Genomic DNA, 18,491 nt, shown 5'->3' on the forward strand with positions numbered 1-18,491 from the left:
AGCGACAGGCCGCGACCCGCCGGGATCGCCCCGAGCCGACTCCGGGTCATCCCCGAAGGGAACCCCGGGGCCGTGGCTGACAGTGCGGGCAGCTGTACGAGGAGCGGTTCATGAACGCCTCGCGGCGGATCGGCGCGCCACACCGCCGGCACGGCTCACCCTCGCGGCCGTAGGCGTTGAGCGCCCGGTCGAAGTAGCCACTCTCGCCGTTGACGTTCACGTAGAGGGCGTCGAAGCTGGTGCCGCCCTCGCTGATCGCCTCGGCCAGCACGTCACGGACGTGGCCGAGCAGGCGCTGCGCGGCCGGGCCGGTCAACGCGTCGGTGGGTCGGCCGCCATGCAGCTTGGCGCGCCAGAGCGCCTCGTCGGCGTAGATGTTGCCCACTCCGGAGATCAGGGTCTGGTCGAGCAGCGCCCGCTTCACCTCGGTGTGCCGGCGGCGCAGCGCCGCGACGAACGCCTCGTCGGAGAACTCCGGGTCCATCGGATCGCGGGCGATGTGCGCGATCTCGTCGGGCAACTCGGCGCCGCCCTCGCTCACCGAGAGCCCGCCGAACGTGCGCTGGTCGACGAAGCGCAGCTCCGGGCCCTCGTCGCTGAACCGGAACCGGACCCGAAGGTGGGTCTCGTCAGTCGTTCCGGGTGGCTGGAGCAGCAGCTGACCCGACATGCCGAGGTGCCCGACGATCGCGTCACCGCTGTCCAGTGGCAGCCACAGGTACTTGCCGCGACGGCGGGCGTCCAGCACCGTCCGACCGGCGAGCACGTCGGCGAAGTGCACGTCGCCGGGAGCGTGCCGGCGGACCGCACGCGGATGACGAACCTCGACCGAGGCGATCCGACGGCCGACGACCCACTGGGCCACCCCCTGCCGGACCGTCTCCACCTCGGGCAGCTCAGGCACGCGGCCCGCCCGTCTCGTGACCGTCGGCGCCCCCGGCCGGCAGCGCCTGCGCCAGGTGGTCGGACTGCTCGGCCTCAGCCGCCCGCTCGGCGCGCTCCAGCGGCCCGACCGGCTCGTCCCGGTCGACTGCGTCGTCCCGACCAATGGTCTGGTCCTGACGATCGTCGCCGGCCCGGCCATCCTGGCCGTCGTCGCCGTTCTGACCGTTCTGCTCGGCGAGCGTCCGCCAGGCAGCCTCGGCGGCCCGCTGCTCGGCTTCCTTCTTGCTGCGCCCCTCGGCGCCGCCGTACCGGATGCCAGCAACCACCACCCAGGCGGTGAACGTCTTGAGGTGATCCGGGCCGGTGCCCTCGATCCGGTACTCCGGGACGCCGAGACCGAGCGCCGCCGTCAGCTCCTGGAGGCTGGTCTTCCAGTCCAGTGCGGCCCCGCGACCGGCCGACTCGGCCATCAGCGGGTCGAAGAGCCGGTGGATGACGATCCCCGTGGTGTCCAGGCCGTACTGGAGGTAGATCGCGCCGAGCAGCGCCTCCAGCGTGTCGGCGAGGATGCTCGCCTTGTCCCGGCCGCCGGTCGTCTCCTCACCCTTGCCGAGCAGCAGGTACGCGCCGAGCCCGTCCGGGCCCAGGCCGCGGGCCACGTCGGCGAGCGCCCGCATGTTGACCACGCTGGCCCGCAGCTTGGCCAACTGCCCCTCAGGCAGATCCGGGTGGTTGTGGAACAGCGCGGTGGTGATCACCACGCCGAGCACCGAGTCGCCGAGGAACTCCAGCCGCTCGTTGGTCGGCAGCCCGCCGTTCTCGTACGCGTACGACCGGTGGGTCAACGCGCGCTGGAGCAGCTCGGGTTCCAGGCTCACTCCGAAGGCGGTTTCCAGGTGACCGACGGACGCCCGCCGCCGCTTGTCGTTGCTCATGTGCGTACCTCGGTGTCGGTGGAGCGGTCGGTGCGATCCGTCGCGGCGTCGCGGTCGAGCAACGCGGAGACGAGATCGGTGGCGCGCCGCCGCCACAGATGGGCGGCGAGAGCTATGCCGGAGGCGACGTCGCCGGCGCGGGCGGACCCGTGACAGACGACCACCGTCCCCGCGACGCCCAGCAGGGCCGCCGCGCGGGGCGCGCCGCCCTGGGCAGGTGGGCCGCCGGCCATCGCGTACGCGCCCTCAATGGCCTTGAGCAGCACGTTACCGGTGAAGCCGTCGGTGACGACCACATCGGCGCGCGCGCCGAGGGCCACGTCGTACCCCTCGACCAGGCCGACGTAGCGCGCCCCGCCGGGCAGCGGTTCGACGGCGAGCAGGGGGTCGGTGGCGCGGCGGACCCGGTCGCCCTTGCCGGCCTCGGTGCCGACCGAGAGCAGCCCGACCCGGGGCGCGGCGATCGAGTGGGCCACCGCCGCGTACGCGGCGCCGAGCACTGCGTGGCGGGCGAGGGTGGCCGGGCGGGGTTCCAGGGAGCCGCCGACGTCGAGCAACACGACAGGCCCCGCCACGGCGGGCAGGGTGGCTGCCAGCGCGGGTTGACGGATCTCCGGCGAACGGCCGAGGCCGAGTACGGCAGCGGTGACTGTGGCACCGGTGGCGCCGGCGGAGACCAGGGCGTCGGCGGTCCCGTCCCGGACGGCGGTGACCGCGGCGCGGACGGTGCTCTCGGAGCGGGCGGCGCTGGGATGGTCGGCCATGCCGACGACATCGCGAACGGGCCGCACCGTGATCCGGGCGCGTTGCGCCGGATCGAGGGCAGCAATCAACTCGTCGGCGACCTCGGTCGGACCGACGAGAAGCAGATGCAGGTCAGGGTCGGCGCGCATGGCCCGCAGAGCGCCGTCAACCACGACGGCGGGAGCGTCGTCCCCGCCGAGGAGGTCAACGGCGATCCGCGCGGCGCCCGGCTCCACCGGAACGCCGGCCGGACTGGGCCGGCCGGCGTCGGAGGGAGCCGGAGCGCCGGGCGAATGCCAGGATGCGCGCGCCGCCCGACCTGGGGTCGGGGGCGTCACTCGGCGTCCAGGTCAGACCTCGAGAACCTGGCGGCCGTTGTAGGTGCCGCAGACGGAGCAGGCGGCGTGCGGCAGCTTCGGGGACTTGCACTGCGGGCACGCAACGGTCGCGACCACCGTCGCCTTCCAGTTCGCCCGGCGGGACCGGGTGTTGCTGCGCGACATCTTGCGCTTCGGGACGGCCACGGTTCTTACTCCTCTGTAACGGTCAGTTGCGACAGGCCCGCCCAACGCGGGTCGATCTGCTGGTGACTGTGGTCGGCCGGCAGATCGTCCCAGTGCGCCCCGCATTCGGGGCACAGTCCTGGGCAGTCCTCCCGGCAGAGCGGGTTGGTCGGCAGCGTGAGCACCAACGCGTCCCGCAGCGCCGGCTCCAGGTCGATCAGATCGCCCTGCATCCGGCCCACCTCGTCCTCGTCGGTCGTGGCGTCCGTGGTGCTGTCCTCGTACGCGTACAGCTCCTGGATCGTCACGCCCATCGAGTCGTTGATCTCGCGCAGGCAACGGCCGCACTCGCCCCGGACGGGACCGGTGATGGTCCCGGAGACGAGCACGCCCTCGGACACCGACTGCAACCTCAGATCGAGGTCGAGGTCAGCACCCTCCGGCACGCCGATCAACTCCACACCGAGGTCCGCCGGTGCCGGCACGACCCGCCGGACCTCACGCAACGCGCCAGGGCGACGCGGGAGGTCCCTCGTGTCGAGGACCAACGGCGACCTGGGGTTGAGTGTCGATGGCGAGTGCTTGGGCATAGTTAGACTCCGGCCGGTGAGAGGCCGACAAAAAAGGTTACCTGGACGACCGCCGGACCGTCGAACCGGGGGCGACGCCCGCCTGAGAAGTCGGCTGGTGAGGTGCCGCTCAGAAGGGTAGCGGGCGTTCCGCCTCATCCCCAGCGAAGGTGCCGATCTCCCGCAGCGCGTGCATCTTGTCCCGGCCGCGCTCTATCGAGGCCAGCGCCCTGGTGAGGAACTGCTCGAAGTTCGCCAACGCGGTGTCGACGTAGTCGTCGACCTCCTCACGCAGGCGCTGCGCCTCGGCGCGGGCCTCCCCGATGATCCGGGCGCCCTCGTGCTCGGCCGACACGGTGATCTCGTTCACCGAGACCAGGCGGGCGTGTTCTGCCTCACCCTCACTGATGATCCGGTCCGCCTCGCGTTTGCCGGCGTCCATGATCTTGTCGCGCTCCTCCAGGAGGGCGGCGGCGCGACGCAGGTCGGCGGGGAGATCGGCACGCATCTCATCGAGGGCAGCGATCATCTCACCCCGGTCGACCATGCAGTTGTTGCGCGACATCGGGACGGAGCGGGCCTGCTCCAGGATGGCGATCAGTTCGTCGATGCGATCGAGCGGGTCCACCGGCTACCTCACTCCTGTCGTTCGTCGGCCGACCTCCATGATGCGGGCTACGGCCGTTCCCCGCGCCACCAATCATGTCGTGCCTGCCCCACCGCCGCCCCACTCACCCCAACCCGGCGAGTCGCGACATAGTCACCCGCGCTCCCCCGCGCCGATCTTGCACTTTCGGTCGCGCCAAACCAGGCCGAAAGGGGCGATCCGGGAACCACAAGTGCAAGATCGCGGGCTGGAGGCGCGGGGTGGGGTCGCGGGGTGCAGGCGCGGGGTGGGGAGAGCCGGGGTCCGTTAGGGGCGGGGGCCCAGGCGGGCCTGGAGGGCTTCGCGGACCGGGTCGGGGACGTGGGCGGAGATGTCGCCACCCCACTTGGCCACGTCCTTGACCAGGCTGGACGAGAGGAACGAGTAGAGCGGGTTGGTCGGCATGAAGAGCGTCTCGACGCCGGCCAGACCGATGTTCATCTGGGCCATCTGCAACTCGTAGTCGAAGTCGCTGACCGCCCGCAGGCCCTTGATCAGCACACTGGCCTGCTGTGCCCGGCAGAAGTCCACCAGCAGCCCTCGGAACGACTCGACCCGCACGTTGCCGTACGACGAGGTCACCTCGCGGAGCATCTCGATGCGCTCCTCGACGGTGAACAGGCCACTCTTCGACTGATTCACCAGCACACCGACGATCACCTCATCGAAGAGCCGACTGGCCCGCCCGATGATGTCAAGGTGTCCGTTGGTGACCGGGTCGAACGAACCGGGGCACACCGCACGTCTCATGATCGGCGACCGTACCAAAGGGTGGTCTCGCCGTAACGGCGACTGCGTTCGGCGGTGATCCCCTCCACCCAGTCGAACTCCCTGGTGCGCCGGGACCGCTCCACCACCACCAACGCGTCGGGCGCCAACCAGCCGCCGTCGACCAGCGCCGCCAACAGCGCGGTGATCTCCTCGTCCGGCACCGCGTACGGCGGGTCGGCGAAGACCACGTCGTACGGCTCGCCGTCCGGTCCGGCGGCCAACACCGTCGCCACCTTGCCGGTGACCAGACGGGCTGCCGGACCGGCACGGAGGACCGCCACGTTCTCCCGGATCACCCGGGCCGCCCGCGGGTCGGACTCGACCAGCAACACGTGTCGGGCACCTCTGGAGAGCGCCTCCAGGCCGACCGCGCCGGAGCCGGCGTACAGGTCGGCGAAGCGGGCGCCATCGAGATCGACAGCGGCCTGGACGGCACTGAACAGCGCCTCCCGAACCCGGTCCGAGGTCGGTCGGGTGCCGGCGCCGGGCGGCGCGGCGATCCGCCGGCCACCGAGCGTCCCGGCCACGATCCGGGTCACCGTTTCCTCCTGCTCATGCCCGCGACGCTACGCGATGCGGCGCGGACCCGGTCAGCACGGCGCGGATCGCGGAGCCGGCCAGCGCGGCGTACCTGAGCAGCCACGTCGGCGTGACATCCACCGTGGAGCCAGGACGGGCGGACCGTCCCCAGTGACCGGACCGACACCTTCGGTTCATCAAAGATCACGAATCGACTACATTGCCGGATGGCAATGATCTGAACTCCCCTCATTAACCACCCATCAGTACAGTCTCCCCCTGTCCCCGCTTTCGACGCGGGAACACCACCGCGTCGCGCGACGCCCCGGTGAGCAGGTGACTCCCCGGTCACGATGTCTCCCGGCCTCCCGCCACGCGATCCGTACCCCCCTCACCAGGAGCAGGCGTGAACCCTCCCAAGTCTCCGTTCCGGCGCGTCGCGGCCATCGCCGCAGGCGCGTTGATCGGCCTCGCCGGCGTCGTGACGTTCGCCGCACCCGCCAGCGCCCACCACAGCGAGATCCAGGTCAAGGCCGACTGTGACACCGCCACCGGCGAGTGGGTGGCCACCTGGACCGTCAAGAGCTACGCCCCGGGCAACGTCAAGAACTACAAGTTCAGCGAGGTCTCGGCGAAGACGTACGTCGGCGACACCGCCAGCGACGCCACCATCGACGGCATCGCGGTGACTGAGGGCAAGGTCTACCCGCACGCCGTCAGCGACGCGGTGGTCGCCACCCAGCGCCTGGACGCGAAGACCACCAAGGCCACCCTGTCGGTGCGGGCCATGTGGGACAACGAGTTCGAGGACGACAAGCTGCGCTCGCAGTCGATCGAGTTCAGCGAGTCCTGCGCCAAGGAGCAGCCCCCGGTTCCGGCCACCCCCAAGCCGACCGCCAACGTGGCCGCTGACTGTGACGGCGACGTCGTCGTCAAGCTCGGCAACGCTGAGGACGCCACCGCTCCGGCGAAGTTCACCATCACCGGTGCCGGCGACTTCACCAAGAACGTCACCGTTGCGGTCGGCGAGAGCAAGTCGGTGAAGGTGCCCGCCAAGAACGCCACCGGCATCAAGGTGGTCGCCGACGGGCAGGACAAGCCGCTCTTCGAGGGCACGCCCGCCGCCGCCGAGAACTGCGTCGAGCCCGGCGAGCCGGCCGGCAGCTACAAGTCGACCTGCACCGAGCTGATCTTCGACATCGCCAACCCGGCCGACGGTAAGACGATCACCATCACCTTCACCCCGAACAAGGGCAAGGCCCAGACGCTGACCGTCGAGCCGGGCAAGAGCGGCACCGTCACCTTCCCGGCTGAGGAGGGTCTGACCGTGACCCCGGCCGCCGAGGGCCTCGACGACACCAGCCCGATCGCCTGGGAGAAGCCGGCCGACTGCACCCCGGGTCAGGGTGGCGGCGACAAGGACGAGCCGGCCCTGCCGCTGACCGGTGCTGCCACCGGCGGCATCATCGCCGGCGCGGCGGTCCTGCTGGCCGCCGGTGTGGCGCTGTTCATGATGGCGCGTCGTCGTCGGGTTCGCTTCACCGCCTGAGACAACACGCTCTGACACCTGAGGGCGCGTCGACCAACCGGTCGGCGCGCCCTCAGCCACGTGCTGGCCTGGGTGATCGACTCGACGTCACGGAAACCGGGGTATCCGCGTCGGCGGGACACCACGGTTTCATGAAAGCCGAGTGGATCAACGGCGAGGCGGCCGGCGGCCGGGCGTGTGGTCAGCCCTTCTCCAGGTACTCCGCGCGGTCCTCGTCCACCAGGGCGGCCACCGAGGCGGCCAGTGCCGGGCTGCGAGCCAGCTCCGGGTCGTCCTCGATCAGGGTGATCGCCTCGGCGCGGGCGTCGCGGATCAGGTCGGCGTCGCGTCGCAGGGACAGCAACCGCAGGTGCGAGCGGCGCCCGGACTGGGTGGCACCCAGCACGTCGCCCTCGCGGCGTTGCTCCAGATCCAGTTCGGCGAGCTTGAAACCGTCGCCCGTGGACGCCACCGCGTCCAACCGTTCCCGCGCCGACGAACCCTCGGCCGCCTCGCTGACCAACAGGCAGAGCCCGGCGGCGGCACCCCGGCCGACGCGGCCCCGCAACTGGTGCAGCTGGGAGACGCCGAACCGGTCGGCGTCCAGCACGATCATCACTGTGGCGTTCGGTACGTCCACGCCAACCTCGACCACTGTCGTCGCCACCAGCACGTCCAGGTCACCAGCCGCGAAGGAACGCATCACCGCGTCCTTCTCGTCGGCCGGCAGGCGACCGTGCAGCACCCCGATCCGCAGGCCGTTCAGCGGGCCCTCGGCCAGCAGCGGGGCCACGTCGGTCACCGCCAGCGGTGGCCGACGGCCGTTGTCGTCGTCGGGTGGCGGCTCCTCGTCGCTGGTCGGCCCGTGTTCGAAGTCCGGCGCCTTCGCGTTGGCCGCTCCGGCCCCGGACCTCGAATCCCCGATTCGCGGGCACACCACGTACGCCTGGTGGCCGGCCGCCACCTCCTCGCGCAGCCGACGCCAGGCCCGATCCAGGTAGGCGGGCTTCTCGGCGGCCGGCACCACGTGCGAGGCGATCGGCGACCGCCCCCGGGGCAGCTGGGAGAGCGTGGAGACCTCCAGGTCGCCGTAGACGGTCATCGCCACGGTGCGCGGGATCGGGGTGGCCGTCATCACCAGCACGTGCGGTGGCTGATCGGCCTTGGCGCGCAGGGCGTCGCGCTGCTCCACGCCGAAGCGGTGCTGCTCGTCGACCACCACCAGGCCGAGATCGGCGAAGTCGACCCCCTCGTAGAGCAGGGCATGGGTGCCGAGCACGATGCCGGCGGCACCGCTGGCCACCTCACCGAGCGCCCGCCGGCGGGCCGCCGCGCCCAGCGAGCCGGTGACCAGCTCGACCCGGGTGGCGTGCTCCACGGAGCCCAGCTCACCGGCCCGCCCGAGCGGACCGAGCAGGTCGAGCATGCCGCGGTGGTGCTGGGCGGCCAGCACCTCGGTGGGCGCCAGCAGCGCGGCCTGCCCGCCCGCGTCGACCACCTGGAGCATCGCCCGCAACGCCACCACCGTCTTGCCCGAGCCCACCTCGCCCTGCAACAAACGGTGCATGGGATGCGGGGCGGCCAGGTCCGCCGCAATCTCCACACCCACCTCACGTTGACCGGCAGTCAGCTCGTACGGGAGTCGGGCGTCGAATGCCTCCAACAGCCCGCCCGGGCGCGCCGGGCGGGGCCGGGCCGGCCAGTCGGCCGCCCGGTGCTTGCGCTGCACCAGGGTCACCTGGACGGCGAACGCCTCGTCCCACTTGAGGCGCCGCCGCGCCTGGTGCAGCGCCTCCTTGCTGGACGGCCGGTGGATCTCGGTCAGCGCGACGCCCAGCCCGACCAGCTTGCGGCTGGCCCGCACGGCGCTCGGCAGTGGATCGTCCGGTGGGGTGAACGTGTCCAGTACGACGCGCACGCAGCGCGCGATCACCCAGGTCGGCACGGCCGCCGCCGCCGGGTAGACGGGGATCAGCGCCCCGGCGAACTCCTCGATGTCGTCGCTGACCGCCGCCTCGCCGTCGCCACCCTCGCCGAGCAGGACGTACTCCGGGCCGTTGAGCTGCCGTTTGCCCCGGAACTCGGTGACCTTGCCGGCGAACAGACCCCACCGGCCGGGGCGCAGCTCGCGCTCGCGCCACGCCTGGTTGCCGAAGAAGGTCAACGTCAGCACCCCGCCGGAGCCGTCGCCGACTGTCACCTCCAGCAGGTTGCCCCGCCGCTGCCGCATCGGGCGCACCGCGGTGCGCTGCACCTGGGCCAACACCGTGACCTGCTCACCGACGTCCAGTGAGCGGATGTCGGTGTGTTCGCCACGTTCGTCGTAGCGACGCGGGAAGTGGTAGACCAGGTCACCTGCGGTGTGCAGGTCGAGGTGCGAGGCCAGCGCCTTGGCTGTCTTGTCCCCGACCAGCTTCTTCAGCGGAGTGTCCACAGTGGCTGGTTCGCTCATTCGATCCCTACCAGGAGCGGATAAAACGGCTGGCCGCCCGGGTACGCGTGCACCTCGACGAACGGCCAGCGTCGCGCGACGTGCGCGCGGACGGCGTCGGTGAGCCCGGCCGGAGCGTCCACCCCGGCCAGCAGGGTGACCATCTCGCCACCACCACCGAGCATCCGGTCGACCACTGCGGCGCAGGTGTCGGTGAGGTCGGTGCCGATCAGGTGCACCTCCCCCTCCACCAGCGCCAGCACGTCACCGGGACGGCACTGGCCGGCCACTGTCAGCGCCTCCCGGCTGGCATGGCAGACCTCGGCGTAACGGCAGGCGCCAGCCGCCTCGGCCATCGCGATGACGTCGTCCTCGAAACGACGGTCACCGTCACGGACCGCGAGGGCTGCGAGGGCCTGCACCGGCGAGCGGGTCGGCACCACGCTCACCTTGATGCCGTACCGATGGGCCTCCCGGGCGGCGGCGCTCGCCACCGCCTCGGTGTTGGCGTCGTTGGGCAGCACCACCACACGGGCCGCGCCGGTGCTGCGGACGGCGTCCAGCAACTCGCCGGTGGACGGGTTGCCCGGCACGACTGTGGCGCCCTCCGCGGCGAACAGGTCGGCGATGCCGCCGCCGGTGGCCACCACCACCGCGGCCCGGCCGGCCACCACCGGGCCGGAGGGCGACTCCGACTGGTCGGCGAAACGGGTGACCGAGATGCGGTACGGGCGGCCGGCGGCGACACCGGCCTCCACCGCCGCGCCCACGTCGTTGACGTGCACGTGCACGTTCCAGGTGCCTTCCGGCTCACGCCCGTCGCCGACGACGACAAGCGAATCTCCCAGGGCGTCGAGCGCCCGCCGCAACCCGGCGACCGCCTCGGCTCGGGCGTCGAGCAGGAACTGCACCTCGTACGCGTATTCCTCCGAACCGGTCTCGCGGGCGACGGTGGCCGCCGGGCGGGCGGCGGAGCGCGGCGTCGGTGCGGGCCGGGCAGTGGGCTCCCCGGTCAGCACCTCGACCAGGGCGTCGAGCAGCACGCAGAGCCCTCTGCCGCCGGCGTCGACCACACCCGCGCGGGCCAGCGCCGGTAGCTGTTCCGGGGTGCGGGCGAGCGCCTCGGCCGCCGCCCGGGCCGCGACGCCGGCCACCGTCGGCAGGTCGTCGCTGTCCGCGCCCTCGGCTGCGGCGGCGGCCGCCGCGACAACGGTGAGCACCGTGCCCTCGACCGGCCGGGAGACAGCGGTGTACGCGGCGGCGGTGCCGGAGCGCAGCGCGGCGGCCAGCTCCCGGCCACGCACCGCCGGTGCCCCGGCGACCTGGTCGGCGAAACCACGCAGGATCTGCGAGAGGATCACCCCGGAATTGCCCCGCGCGCCGAGCAGCGCGCCCTGGGCCATCAGCCGCAGCGCGTGCCCGTGCGCCGTCGGCCCGCTGTCGGGGAGAGTGTCCAGATCCATGGCGAGGGCCTGCTGCGCCGAGGTGAGGGTGAGCACCAGGTTGGTGCCGGTGTCGCCGTCGGGCACCGGATAGACGTTGAGCTGGTCGATCTCGCCCTGGTGGCGCTTCAGTGCGGCCAGCCCGCTCGCGCACCAGCGGCGGACCGCGGCGGCGTCGAGGGTGTCCAGCACGGGCAGAAGCCTACTGGCGCGCACCGACACCCGTCGGACTCGTCCGGCGTGTCCTCGCCGGCCCGGGCCGGCGCTGGCCGCAACCGGGACGAGCGCCTCCGGTACCCTTGCCGCCGGGCCGGCCCACCGCAGGGCGGACGGGCCCACGACCAGGCGTGAGCCGGGGCACGGGCGAACGCTGGACCAGGCCGGTTGGCCGGGTCGGCGAGTCATCGGGTAACCTGACCAGGTTGCCCGGGCAGCACCTGCCGGCGACCTCATGAACGTTTCAATCCCAGGAGTATCCCGTGGCTAGCGTGTGCGACGTCTGTGGCAAGGGACCGGGCTTCGGCCACAACGTGTCCCACTCGCACCGGCGGACCAACCGCCGCTGGAACCCGAACATCCAGTCGGTGCGTACCCCGGCCGGTGGCGGCAACACCAAGAAGTTGAAGGTCTGCACCTCGTGCATCAAGGCCGGCAAGGTCACCCGCGCCTGACGCGGTAGCACCCACCTTTTCGTTCGGCTCAGCCGGCGGGCCCCGAGGGTCCGCCGGCTCTGTCGTGTCCCCGGGCAGACGCCGCGGGCCAGGCCCGCCAGGGCCTGATCCAGCAGCCGGTCCGGTCGGGCCGCCAGTGACCCGGCACACCGGCCAGGCCGGGCCCGCCGAGGGCTGGCCCGCGGGTCAGAGGGTGCGACCGAAGGAGACGCAGCCCTCCGCGTCCTTGTAGAAGCCGAAGTTGGGGATCCGCTCGTACCCGGCGGAGCCGTACATGGCGATCGCCTCGGGCTGCTTGTCGCCGCATTCCAGGACCACTCGCTTGCGGCAGTGCTCACGGGCGGAGCGCTCGACGGCCGCCAGCACCGCGCGGGCCACGCCCCGCCCCCGTGCCTTCGGCGCCGTGTACATCCGCTTCAGCTCCGCGGTTTCCGCCCCGTGGCTGCGCCAGCCACCGCAGCCGACCGGCTCGCCGCCCAGGTAGGCCACCAGGAACGCGCCATCGGGCGGCTCGAACTCGGCGGCGTCCACGGGGGTGTCGTCGCCGGTGCCGCCGTAACGGGCACCGAGGTCGGCCAGTGCGGCACGGATCAGGTGCTGCGCCACCGGTGCGTCGAACCGCACCACCCGGATCTCGATCTCACTCACGGTATCCAGGGTACGGCCGCTCGCGGGCCTCACCGGAAGTGGTCCCAGCCGGTCGGGCCGTCGTAGGCGACGCCGTCGACCGTCACGCCGGCACCGTCGGTGACCAGACCGATCGGCCGCCAGCCCGATGGCAGCACCACCGCCGGGGGGAAGGTCGCGGCCAGCGCGTGATCGTCGCCACCGGCGAGGATCCAGGTGTACGGGTCGACGCCGAGCGCCTGCGCCGCGTCGGCCATCTGCCGGGGCACCTCGAACCCGTCGCGGCGGACGTCGACAGCCACCCCGCTGGCCGCCGAGACATGCCCGAGGTCGGCGAGGAGCCCGTCCGACACGTCGATCATGGAGGTGGCGCCGAGCTGGGCGGCTTGCGGGCCGGCCTGGTAGGGAACCTGCGGCCGCCGGTACGCCTCGACCAACAGCCGAGGCGTCCGGAAGCCCCGGGTCAGCACGGTCAGCCCGGCTGCCGCGTACCCGGTGCGCCCGGCCAGCGCGAGCACGTCCCCCGGTCGGGCGCCCGAGCGCAGCACGGGCGGACGGCCCGCCAGGTCGCCCAGCGCGGTGACCGCGACGGTCAGTGTGGGACTGGCCGACATGTCCCCGCCGACGACGCTCGCGCCGACCGTCGCCGCTTCCGCGGAGAGCCCGTCGGCCAGCTCCTCCGCCCAGGCGGTGTCCAGGTCCGCCGGCATGCAGAGAGCGACAAGCAGGGCGGTCGGCGTGGCACCCATCGCCGCGATGTCCGCCAGGTTGGCGGCTGCCGCCCGGTGCCCGACGTCGCGGGCCGAGGACCAGTCCCGTCGGAAGTGCCGCCCGTCGACCAGCACATCGGTGGAGGCCGCCACCCGACCGTCCGGCGCGGCCACCACCGCCGCGTCGTCGCCCGGGCCGAGCAGGGTCGTCGGCCCGTACGACAGCCGGGCGGTGATCTTCCCGATCAGCCCGAACTCCCCGATCCCGGACATCCCGACGCCACCGTGGGCGTTCCGCCCGTGCCGCCCGGCTCCGCCGTGCTCGCTCACCGCTGCTCCTTGACCACCGATAGGGATCAGACCTGGTCCGTAAGGTAGTTTCACCCTTCGGGCCGCTCCCGGGCGGCGACGGACGGAGGTCGAGTCGTGGTACAGGCGTACATCCTCATCCAGACCGAGGTAGGCCGCGCACGTGACGTGGCGGGTCTCATCGCGGACATCTCCGGCGTGGTACGCGTCGACGCCGTCACCGGGCCGTACGACGTGGTCGTCCTCACCGAGGCGAACACCGTCGACGAGCTCGGCAAACTCATCGTCAGCAAGGTGCAGATGGTGCCCGGCATCACCCGCACCCTCACGTGTTCGGTGGTGCGGCTGTAAGTGGACGAGATGACGACCTCCTCCTCGGCGCTGGACGACGACGGGGCGCGCGACGCGGCCGACGGGCCGTCCGAGCCGGCTGACGGTAACCGCGAGTCGACCGATCCCGCCGCCGCCGCGCCGGCCGGCCGCGATCGGACCATGCGTGGCGCGGCCCTGCTGGCCACGTTGATCGCGCTGCCGATCACGCTGCTGGTGGCCGTGCTGGCCTTCAGCAAGCTCAGCCCGGACGCGCCGGCCGCCGCGCCGACGCCCTCCGCGACCACCGCCCGGGTGCAGTCCACCACCCCGGTGGAGATGGCCGCCCCGGCGCTGGCCACCCGCCCGGCAACTGTCTGCCGGGCCCTGCTCTCCCAGCTTCCGGCCAGCATCCGCGACCTGGCCCAGCGGCCGGTCACCGCCGGCCCGGAGCAGAACGCCGCCTACGGCGACCCCGCGCTCACAGTGGCCTGCGGCGGCACCGAGCCTGCCTTCCCCAGCACCGACGAGGTCTGGACGGTCAACCGGGTCTGCTGGCACCTGGCCGAGCAGGCCGACGCGGCGGTCCTCTCCACTGTCGACCGGGAGACGCTGATCACCGTGCGCGTCCCGCGCTCGTACGAGCAGCCATTGCAGTGGTTGCCGACGATCTCCAGCACGATCGTGGCGAGCGTGCCCTCCGGCGGCGCGATTCCGTCCGGCTGCCAGCGCTGAACCCGAACCGACTCCGCCCGCGCCGACTGACCGGCGCGGGCGGGGTTCGGACGGTTCAGTGCAGGCCGACGCCGCGCCGCTGGGCGGTACGGATCAGCCGGTTGACCAGCTTCGGGTACTCCAGGCCGGAGGCCGCCCACATCCGCGGGAACATCGACGTCGGGGTGAAGCCGGGCATCGTGTTGATCTCGTTGAGGTAGACGTCCAGCTCGGGAGTGACGAAGAAGTCCGCCCGGGCCAGACCGGCGCAGTCCAGTGCGGTGAACGCGCGGACCGCGTACTCCTGCACCTGGCGGGTCACCTTCTCCGGCAGGTTGGCCGGGATGTCGTACTCGCAGGAGTCGTCGAGGTACTTCGCCTCGAAGTCGTAGAAGTCGTGGTCGGCGACGACCCGCACCTCGGCCAGCACTGACGCCTCGGGCGTGCCGCCGGCCTCGCCCTCCAGAACACCGCACTCGATCTCGCGGCCGACGATCGCGGCCTCGATGATGACCTTCGGGTCGAACTGCCGGGCGGCGGCGACCGCCGCGTCCAACTCGGCCCAGTCGGTGACCTTGCTGACGCCGAACGACGACCCGGCCCGGGACGGCTTGACGAAGACCGGCAGGCCGAGGCGCTCCTTGTCCTGCTCGGTGAGCGTCATGCCGTTGCGCAGCACGGCGTACGTGCCGACCGGGATGCCCTCGACGGCACAGAGCTTCTTGGTGAACTCCTTGTCCATCGCGGCCGCGGAGGCGAACACGTTCGCCCCGACGTAGGGGATGCCGGCCATCTCCAGCATTCCCTGGATGGTGCCGTCCTCGCCGTAGGTGCCGTGCAGCACCGGGAAGACCACGTCCACGTCGGCCAGCGCCCGGGGGCCCTCGGTCGGGTCGAGCACCATCAGTCCGTTGCCGGTGGGGTCGGCGCGCAGCACGATGTCGTCACCCGACTCGGCGGTGATCTCCGGCAGCTGACGGGCGTTGATCGCGAGCTGGGCAGGGTCTCCGTTGGTCAGCACCCACTGGCCGGCCCGGGTGATGCCCACAGGCACCACCTCGAACTCGTCCGGGTCGAGTGCGCCGAACACGCTGCCGGCGCTGACGCAGGAGATGCCGTGCTCCGGGCTGCGGCCGCCGAAGACGATCGCCACGCGGGTCTTGCCTGGGGTGGTCACTCCGGTCACCTCTTCGTACGCGACTGCGGCTGGTCGTGCTCGCCGGTGGCGCTCACCCGGTTGACCTTACTGTGCGTGGCCGCGAGGCGAGGCGATACCCGGCGAGCCACGGCACGACACGGCAAACAGTCAGGAGAGGATATACGGTGTGTAATCGGACGGTAGCGGTGCCGCAGAGCGCTGACCTGGGGCTGCTCAGTCCCGGGAGTGCCGGCGGCCGACAGCGATCACCTTCACCCGCTGCCGGCCGGCCCGCACCATGCCCAGCGCCATGAACGCGCCGGCGATGCGGTCGGCGGCCTCCCGGCTGCTGGCGCCGACGACCTGCCGGCGCCGCTCCGGCGCCACCCGCTCGTTGCGGTTGACGCCCTCGACGGGACGCACGTCGGTGAGCACCACGAGGAAGCGGGTCATCGCACTCCGCCCGAGGGTACGGCGGGGGGCTCCGGGCGGGTTCGCACGTCGTCTCCTTCCGGCAGGCCGGGATGGAGGGGCGGCACGCGACGATCGGGTACGGGGGAGAAACCCGATCGCCGCGCGCCCCATCCCCTCCGGTCGCTCACCACCACCGTCGCCACGACAACCGGCGGTGAGGACGCGATAACAGATTGACACGTGTATAGGCGTGAATGCAACTCCCATCGACGTTCTCTCATGCAGACGTTCCCGCAAATGTATGCGACCATCGATGCATGGCTCCGAAGACCGCCCGCGCCCGCCGGCTCGGCATCGCCCTGCGCCACCACCGGGAAGCCGCCGGGCTGACGCTGGAGACCGCGGCGGATGAGATCAACAGCACCCGCAGCACCCTCTCCCGCTACGAGAACGCCCAGACCCTGATCAGCCCGGCCACCGTGCGCGCCCTGCTCACGTCGTACGGGGTGAGTGCCGAGGAGGTGGCTGCGGCGGTGCAGCTCGCCAAGGACGCCCGCAAGCCCGGCTGGTGGGTGTCGTACTCCTACCTGCTGGATCCGCGCACCATCGACTTCATCGCGCTGGAGGCCGAGGCGACAGCCATCGCCAACTTCGAGCCCTCGGTGGTGCCCGGCCTGTTGCAGACCGCGGACTACATCCGTGGTGTGATGCGCGGCGGGCCGCACACCCTCGGCGACGACCTGGTGGAGCAGCGGGTCAAGATCCGGCTCGACCGACAACAGCGGCTCACCGCCGACCAGCCGCCCATCCTCGACGCGATCATCGACGAGGGCGCGCTGCTACGGCCGGTTGGTGACCAGTCGGTGATGAACGGGCAACTACGGCACCTGGTCAAGATGGCCGAGTTGCCGAACATCAGCGTCCAGGTGATCCCGCTCTCCGCCGGCTACCACCGGGGCACCCGGGGTTCCCTGCACATCCTCGAGTTCGCCGACCCGGAGGACCCGATCATCGCGTCGGTGGAGACCGTTGCGGGGCAGATGATCCTCGACCGCGCCGGCGAGACGCGTACCTGCACCAAGATCATGGAGCATCTCCGAAGCGTGGCGCTCAGCCCGGCGGACAGCCGCGAGATGCTCCTGTCAGTCCTGAAGGGACGGTAGGACCGATGACCCCGATGATCACAGCGGCCTTGGCCGCGGCGCGGTGGCGCAAGAGCAGCCGCAGCGGCGACGAAGGCGCCTGCGTGGAGGTGGCCGCGATCCCGCGGCTCGTTGCCGTGCGCGACTCCAAGGACCCGGCCGGCCCGGCCCTGCTGTTCCCAACAGCGGCCTGGGCCGCCTTCGCCCAGGCGCCACCGCAGCGCTGACCAAAGGTGCCGAGCCGGTGCGGGCCGAGGCCCGCACCGGCTCAGGCAACCAGCGGGCAGGGCGCTCCGTAACAACGCCCGCGCCGACAGCGGGCGGGACTCCGGAACAACGCCCGCACCGGCTCAGGCAACCAGCGGTCGGGACTCCGGAGCGGCGCGGAGGGTCTCCAACGCGGCGATGGCGACGCCTCGGGCACCGGCCATGTCCCGATCCGGCACCAGGGCGAAGGTGGCCACCGCGGCCTGCTCCTCGCGGAGCACCGTGTGCTCACGGACCGTGGCCAGGAACCAGTCGCGGAACTCCGGTGCCGCCTCCACCACTCCGCCGCCGACGAAGTACGCGTGCGGGTCGGTGAAGTTCGCGGCGACTGTGAACAGCCGCCCCAACGCCATCGCCTGCTGGGTGAAGAGGTCCCGCGCTAGGGCGTCCTCGCGCTCGCCGTACCCCCGGACCAGCTTGGCCGCCCGGGCCACCGGCTCGGCCGCGAGCGGGTGGTCGGGGTACCGGGTCAGCCAGTACGGCAGCAGATTGCGTTCGATGCCGGTCAGCGAGGCGACGCTCTCGACATCTCCGGTGAAGCCGCAGGCGCAGGTGGGCTCCTGCTGACCCGGGCCGAGCAACCCGTTCAGCGGGATGTGCACGTGGCCCAACTCTCCCGCCATCCCGGCCGCGCCGGCGATCACCCGACCGCTCTCGACCACACCGCCACCCAGGCCGGTGCCGACGATCGCGGACACCGACGAACGGTTCATCGCGTCGGCGCCGAAGTAGACGTGGTGGGCGTAGAGCGCGGCCGCGTTGCCGTCGTTGTGATAGACCACCGGCAGTCCGAGCCGTCGCTCCAGCGCCCCTCGGACGTCGAAGCCGCGCCAGGCCGGCTGGGAGAAGTTGGTGGAGCCCCGCGACGAGATGACGCCCTCGGCGCTGGCCGGGCCGGGAGTGTCCAGCCCGACCGCCTGGACCAGGTCGCGCGGCACTCCGGTCTGTGCCAGGGCCCGGTCCAGCGCCTGGGCCAACGCCTCGATCGCCGCCTTCGGCCCGGCCCGCACCTCGCTGGGGATCTCCAACAGCCCGTCCACCAGGAAGCGGCCGTCCACCGTCAGCACTGTGGCGTTGTTGCTGGTGCCGCCGTTGTCCAGCCCGACGACAACCGGCACCCCTGCGCTGCCCACCGAAACCGCCTCCCGCCGTCATGAGTGTGAGCCGAGGCTAGTGCCAACCCCCCTCCCCCGCCATGCCCGGGCGGCCCGAGCACC

The 18,491-nt window shown here is 72.0% G+C and carries 21 protein-coding genes; 6 read left to right on the forward strand and 15 right to left on the reverse strand.

Annotated features, from left to right (window positions below):
- Nucleotides 1-46: 46 nt before the first annotated feature.
- The 8 genes from mutM to rsmD all read right to left on the reverse strand — a co-directional run bounded on the left by mutM (nucleotide 47) and on the right by rsmD (nucleotide 5,592).
- Nucleotides 47-904: a bifunctional DNA-formamidopyrimidine glycosylase/DNA-(apurinic or apyrimidinic site) lyase gene (gene mutM, locus AB0K35_RS31910; protein WP_238671580.1), complete on the reverse strand. Its 858-nt coding sequence runs from the start codon at nucleotides 902-904 to the stop codon at nucleotides 47-49.
- Nucleotides 897-1,820, reverse strand: a complete 924-nt coding sequence (rnc, locus tag AB0K35_RS31915) for a ribonuclease III (RefSeq protein WP_238671581.1) — start codon at nucleotides 1,818-1,820, stop codon at nucleotides 897-899. Before rnc ends, mutM begins: the two co-directional genes overlap by 8 nt.
- Nucleotides 1,817-2,800: a phosphate acyltransferase PlsX gene (locus AB0K35_RS31920; RefSeq protein WP_363890158.1), complete on the reverse strand. Its 984-nt coding sequence runs from the start codon at nucleotides 2,798-2,800 to the stop codon at nucleotides 1,817-1,819. The genes rnc and AB0K35_RS31920 overlap by 4 nt, the downstream gene beginning before the upstream one ends.
- 114 nt (nucleotides 2,801-2,914) lie before the next feature.
- Nucleotides 2,915-3,088: a 50S ribosomal protein L32 gene (rpmF, locus tag AB0K35_RS31925; protein ID WP_030335284.1), complete on the reverse strand. Its 174-nt coding sequence runs from the start codon at nucleotides 3,086-3,088 to the stop codon at nucleotides 2,915-2,917.
- A 5-nt stretch (nucleotides 3,089-3,093) separates the two neighbouring features.
- A complete protein-coding gene (locus AB0K35_RS31930; protein ID WP_091393061.1) occupies nucleotides 3,094-3,657 on the reverse strand; it encodes a YceD family protein in 564 nt (187 codons plus the stop codon).
- 109 nt (nucleotides 3,658-3,766) lie between these two features.
- The gene (locus AB0K35_RS31935) at nucleotides 3,767-4,264 is read right to left on the reverse strand and encodes a hypothetical protein (protein WP_196921503.1); all 498 of its coding nucleotides are present in this window, start codon (nucleotides 4,262-4,264) and stop codon (nucleotides 3,767-3,769) included.
- Nucleotides 4,265-4,549: 285 nt separating this feature from the next.
- Nucleotides 4,550-5,032 carry a pantetheine-phosphate adenylyltransferase gene (coaD, locus tag AB0K35_RS31940; RefSeq protein ID WP_091393067.1) on the reverse strand — a complete coding sequence of 161 codons (483 nt, stop codon included), beginning with the start codon at nucleotides 5,030-5,032 and terminating at the stop codon, nucleotides 4,550-4,552.
- Nucleotides 5,029-5,592, reverse strand: coding sequence for a 16S rRNA (guanine(966)-N(2))-methyltransferase RsmD (rsmD, locus tag AB0K35_RS31945; RefSeq protein WP_238671074.1), 564 nt, complete (start codon nucleotides 5,590-5,592; stop codon nucleotides 5,029-5,031). The genes coaD and rsmD overlap by 4 nt, the downstream gene beginning before the upstream one ends.
- Nucleotides 5,593-5,978: 386 nt before the next feature.
- Here rsmD and AB0K35_RS31950 point away from each other — a divergent pair, with 386 nt between their 5' ends.
- Nucleotides 5,979-7,121, forward strand: coding sequence for a cell wall anchor protein (locus AB0K35_RS31950; RefSeq protein WP_363890160.1), 1,143 nt, complete (start codon nucleotides 5,979-5,981; stop codon nucleotides 7,119-7,121).
- Between the two features lie 181 nt (nucleotides 7,122-7,302).
- Here the strand turns inward: AB0K35_RS31950 and recG are convergent, their stop codons facing one another.
- Nucleotides 7,303-9,552: an ATP-dependent DNA helicase RecG gene (recG, locus tag AB0K35_RS31955; protein ID WP_363890162.1), complete on the reverse strand. Its 2,250-nt coding sequence runs from the start codon at nucleotides 9,550-9,552 to the stop codon at nucleotides 7,303-7,305.
- Nucleotides 9,549-11,165, reverse strand: coding sequence for a DAK2 domain-containing protein (locus tag AB0K35_RS31960; RefSeq protein ID WP_238671071.1), 1,617 nt, complete (start codon nucleotides 11,163-11,165; stop codon nucleotides 9,549-9,551). The genes recG and AB0K35_RS31960 overlap by 4 nt, the downstream gene beginning before the upstream one ends.
- Nucleotides 11,166-11,452: 287 nt before the next feature.
- Between AB0K35_RS31960 and rpmB the strand changes: the two genes are divergently transcribed.
- Nucleotides 11,453-11,644: a 50S ribosomal protein L28 gene (gene rpmB / locus AB0K35_RS31965; protein WP_011905179.1), complete on the forward strand. Its 192-nt coding sequence runs from the start codon at nucleotides 11,453-11,455 to the stop codon at nucleotides 11,642-11,644.
- A 186-nt stretch (nucleotides 11,645-11,830) separates the two neighbouring features.
- Here the strand turns inward: rpmB and AB0K35_RS31970 are convergent, their stop codons facing one another.
- Together AB0K35_RS31970 and AB0K35_RS31975 are read right to left on the reverse strand one after the other, a co-directional pair.
- Nucleotides 11,831-12,292 (reverse strand): GNAT family N-acetyltransferase, encoded by a 462-nt coding sequence (locus AB0K35_RS31970; protein WP_363890165.1) that lies wholly within the window; start codon nucleotides 12,290-12,292, stop codon nucleotides 11,831-11,833.
- Between the two features lie 29 nt (nucleotides 12,293-12,321).
- A complete protein-coding gene (locus AB0K35_RS31975) occupies nucleotides 12,322-13,254 on the reverse strand; it encodes a thiamine-phosphate kinase (RefSeq protein ID WP_238671084.1) in 933 nt (310 codons plus the stop codon).
- Nucleotides 13,255-13,407: 153 nt separating this feature from the next.
- On the opposite strand from AB0K35_RS31975, the gene AB0K35_RS31980 reads away from it, so the two are divergent.
- Both AB0K35_RS31980 and AB0K35_RS31985 read left to right on the forward strand, forming a co-directional pair.
- Entirely contained in the window at nucleotides 13,408-13,641 is a 234-nt protein-coding gene (locus AB0K35_RS31980) for an Lrp/AsnC ligand binding domain-containing protein (RefSeq protein ID WP_030335303.1), read from the forward strand.
- The gene (locus tag AB0K35_RS31985; RefSeq protein WP_238671069.1) at nucleotides 13,642-14,334 is read left to right on the forward strand and encodes a DUF3515 family protein; all 693 of its coding nucleotides are present in this window, start codon (nucleotides 13,642-13,644) and stop codon (nucleotides 14,332-14,334) included.
- A 55-nt stretch (nucleotides 14,335-14,389) separates the two neighbouring features.
- Here the strand turns inward: AB0K35_RS31985 and AB0K35_RS31990 are convergent, their stop codons facing one another.
- Nucleotides 14,390-15,490, reverse strand: coding sequence for a D-alanine--D-alanine ligase family protein (locus AB0K35_RS31990; protein WP_363890169.1), 1,101 nt, complete (start codon nucleotides 15,488-15,490; stop codon nucleotides 14,390-14,392).
- A 195-nt stretch (nucleotides 15,491-15,685) separates the two neighbouring features.
- Nucleotides 15,686-15,904 carry a hypothetical protein gene (locus AB0K35_RS31995; protein ID WP_030335309.1) on the reverse strand — a complete coding sequence of 73 codons (219 nt, stop codon included), beginning with the start codon at nucleotides 15,902-15,904 and terminating at the stop codon, nucleotides 15,686-15,688.
- Nucleotides 15,905-16,182: 278 nt separating this feature from the next.
- On the opposite strand from AB0K35_RS31995, the gene AB0K35_RS32000 reads away from it, so the two are divergent.
- Both AB0K35_RS32000 and AB0K35_RS32005 read left to right on the forward strand, forming a co-directional pair.
- Nucleotides 16,183-17,028 (forward strand): helix-turn-helix transcriptional regulator, encoded by an 846-nt coding sequence (locus tag AB0K35_RS32000; protein ID WP_091393087.1) that lies wholly within the window; start codon nucleotides 16,183-16,185, stop codon nucleotides 17,026-17,028.
- A 5-nt stretch (nucleotides 17,029-17,033) separates the two neighbouring features.
- The gene (locus tag AB0K35_RS32005; protein ID WP_112582016.1) at nucleotides 17,034-17,234 is read left to right on the forward strand and encodes a DUF397 domain-containing protein; all 201 of its coding nucleotides are present in this window, start codon (nucleotides 17,034-17,036) and stop codon (nucleotides 17,232-17,234) included.
- A 123-nt stretch (nucleotides 17,235-17,357) separates the two neighbouring features.
- On the opposite strand, the gene AB0K35_RS32010 is transcribed toward AB0K35_RS32005, so the two are convergent.
- Nucleotides 17,358-18,407 (reverse strand): ROK family protein, encoded by a 1,050-nt coding sequence (locus AB0K35_RS32010; protein WP_363890172.1) that lies wholly within the window; start codon nucleotides 18,405-18,407, stop codon nucleotides 17,358-17,360.
- Between the last annotated feature and the right edge of the window lie 84 nt (nucleotides 18,408-18,491).

The sequence above is a fragment of the Micromonospora sp. NPDC053740 genome, from assembly GCF_040677775.1.
GTDB classification, from domain to species: Bacteria; Actinomycetota; Actinomycetes; order Mycobacteriales; family Micromonosporaceae; genus Micromonospora; species Micromonospora alfalfae.

Bases quoted from the DNA above. Each gene is read 5' to 3' on its own strand.
- AB0K35_RS31995 (WP_030335309.1), bottom strand. From the start codon at position 15,904: ATGACCCGCTTCCTCGTGGTGCTCACCGACGTGCGTCCCGTCGAGGGC.
- AB0K35_RS32005 (WP_112582016.1), top strand. From the start codon at position 17,034: ATGACCCCGATGATCACAGCGGCCTTGGCCGCGGCGCGGTGGCGCAAG.
- AB0K35_RS32000 (WP_091393087.1), top strand. From the start codon at position 16,183: ATGGCTCCGAAGACCGCCCGCGCCCGCCGGCTCGGCATCGCCCTGCGC.
- coaD (WP_091393067.1), bottom strand. From the start codon at position 5,032: ATGAGACGTGCGGTGTGCCCCGGTTCGTTCGACCCGGTCACCAACGGA.
- rnc (WP_238671581.1), bottom strand. From the start codon at position 1,820: ATGAGCAACGACAAGCGGCGGCGGGCGTCCGTCGGTCACCTGGAAACC.
- AB0K35_RS31975 (WP_238671084.1), bottom strand. From the start codon at position 13,254: ATGTCCGGGATCGGGGAGTTCGGGCTGATCGGGAAGATCACCGCCCGG.
- AB0K35_RS31930 (WP_091393061.1), bottom strand. From the start codon at position 3,657: ATGCCCAAGCACTCGCCATCGACACTCAACCCCAGGTCGCCGTTGGTC.
- recG (WP_363890162.1), bottom strand. From the start codon at position 9,552: ATGAGCGAACCAGCCACTGTGGACACTCCGCTGAAGAAGCTGGTCGGG.